Origin of the sequence: Kitasatospora sp. NPDC057198 (assembly GCF_042670125.1) — a bacterium.
GTDB lineage: Bacteria > Actinomycetota > Actinomycetes > Streptomycetales > Streptomycetaceae > Kitasatospora.
Genome location: NZ_JBHUWH010000855.1, coordinates 1 through 1,465, shown reverse-complemented (window position 1 = coordinate 1,465; position 1,465 = coordinate 1). Strand labels below are relative to the sequence as shown.

At 72.4% G+C, this 1,465-nt stretch carries 2 protein-coding genes; one reads left to right on the top strand and one right to left on the bottom strand.

The window, feature by feature from the left end; all coding sequences use genetic code 11:
* Positions 1 to 105: 105 nt before the first annotated feature.
* On the bottom strand, positions 106 to 315 hold the full coding sequence (locus tag ACFUEL_RS39655) for a DUF5703 family protein (RefSeq protein WP_033251932.1): 210 nt from the start codon (positions 313 to 315) through the stop codon (positions 106 to 108).
* A 339-nt stretch (positions 316 to 654) separates the two neighbouring features.
* Here ACFUEL_RS39655 and ACFUEL_RS39650 point away from each other — a divergent pair, with 339 nt between their 5' ends.
* Positions 655 to 1,260 (top strand): hypothetical protein, encoded by a 606-nt coding sequence (locus ACFUEL_RS39650; protein ID WP_380243075.1) that lies wholly within the window; start codon positions 655 to 657, stop codon positions 1,258 to 1,260.
* The last annotated feature ends 205 nt before the right edge of the window (positions 1,261 to 1,465 follow it).

The window sequence follows — 1,465 nt, the reverse complement described above, 5'->3', positions numbered from 1 at the left end:
GTACCCGGGCGCGGGCCCGGGTGCTTCCGGGGCCGGGGCCTTCGAGAACCTCCGAGGGCCTCCGAGGGCCTCCAAGGGTCTTCGGAGGGCTCCGGGGGACGACCGCTACCAGGTGGAACGGACCTGCCGGATGATCTTCCGCTTCAGCCGGACCGTGCGGCTGCCGTCGGGGAACAGCCGGAGCCGGTCCAGCTCCCAGTTCCCGTACTCGGCGTGCTCGGTGAGCAGTTGGCGCGCGGCGTTCCGGGTGGTGCCGCGCGGCAGGCGGAGCGACTGGTACTCGTACTCCGGAAGCCGGACCGTTTTGGTAGGGATCAAGGCGTCTCCTCCGCTGCTGTGCTGCCTGCAAGCCTACGGCGTGTCGCCGACAGGTGGCCGGTTCGGGTACGGCCCGTCCGGGCGGACGGTCCGAGCCTCACCCCGGCCCGAGCTGATCGTCAATCAGTTTTCCGGTACCCGGAGGGATACCCGCGCCGGACCGCGCCGATGCGCGCCCGCCCCCGGGGACCGGACGGCCCGGTGGCCGGAAACCCCTCGCGGGGGCGGGCGCAGAAGCACCCGGAACGGACATCGGGGGTGAACTTGCCCGGTTTTAGCGGCTGTAGGTGACAACCGCTGTGCGTGTCGTCGCCGGGTGGGGATAGCGTCTGCACCATGTCTGATGCCGCGCAGCTGACCATCACCGAGGTACGGGCCGCCGCAGAGGCGGTCAAGGCCGCCATCGACCGCCACCTGCAGGCTGTCTCCAGCTCCACCGAACCCGGCGATCCGGTCGTCGTCCACGCGTACGAGGAACTCGCTGCGGCGGCCATCGCCTACGACCAGATCCTCTACGAGGTCTACGACGAGGTCACCCCCTTCGAGATCCCCGGCGACGACGCCGGGTCCGGCTACCAGGGCCCCGAGCACCCCGAGGCGATCAGCGTGCTGATCCGCCGCGACTACCTGATCGCCGACCCCAAGCGGCTGCGCGCCCAGGCCGAACGGGTCGACGACTCGCTCGAGCCCGGCGCGGGAGCCGAGGGCGAGGTGACGGCCGCGATCGGCGTGCTGTTCGGCGAGTACGAGCCGGACGAGATCGCCGCCCGCGCCGAGGAGTTCGGCCTGGAGGAGGGCGACTCCACGCTGTGGGTGTCGGCCACCGACCCGTCCGACCCCGGCGAGTGGCTGCCCGAGCCGTTCGACGGCGCCGACCCGGAGCTGCTGATCTGCCGCTTCGACGTCAGCGAGGTCTACGACGACGAGGCCGACGAGCTCTGAGCCCCCCGTCCCGGGGCGCGGCCGCCCGCCCGCCCCGGGACGCGAACGCCTTCCCCGGCGGCACCGCGCCGGAACGGGCCCGCCTTCACCGCCGACTCGACCGGGTCGTCCCGGAACCGTTCCGACCGGAACCCCGCCGTACCGTTTCCCGGCGCTTTCCGTCGGCCTTCCGTCGGCCTTCCGTCGGCCTTCCTCGGCCTTCCGC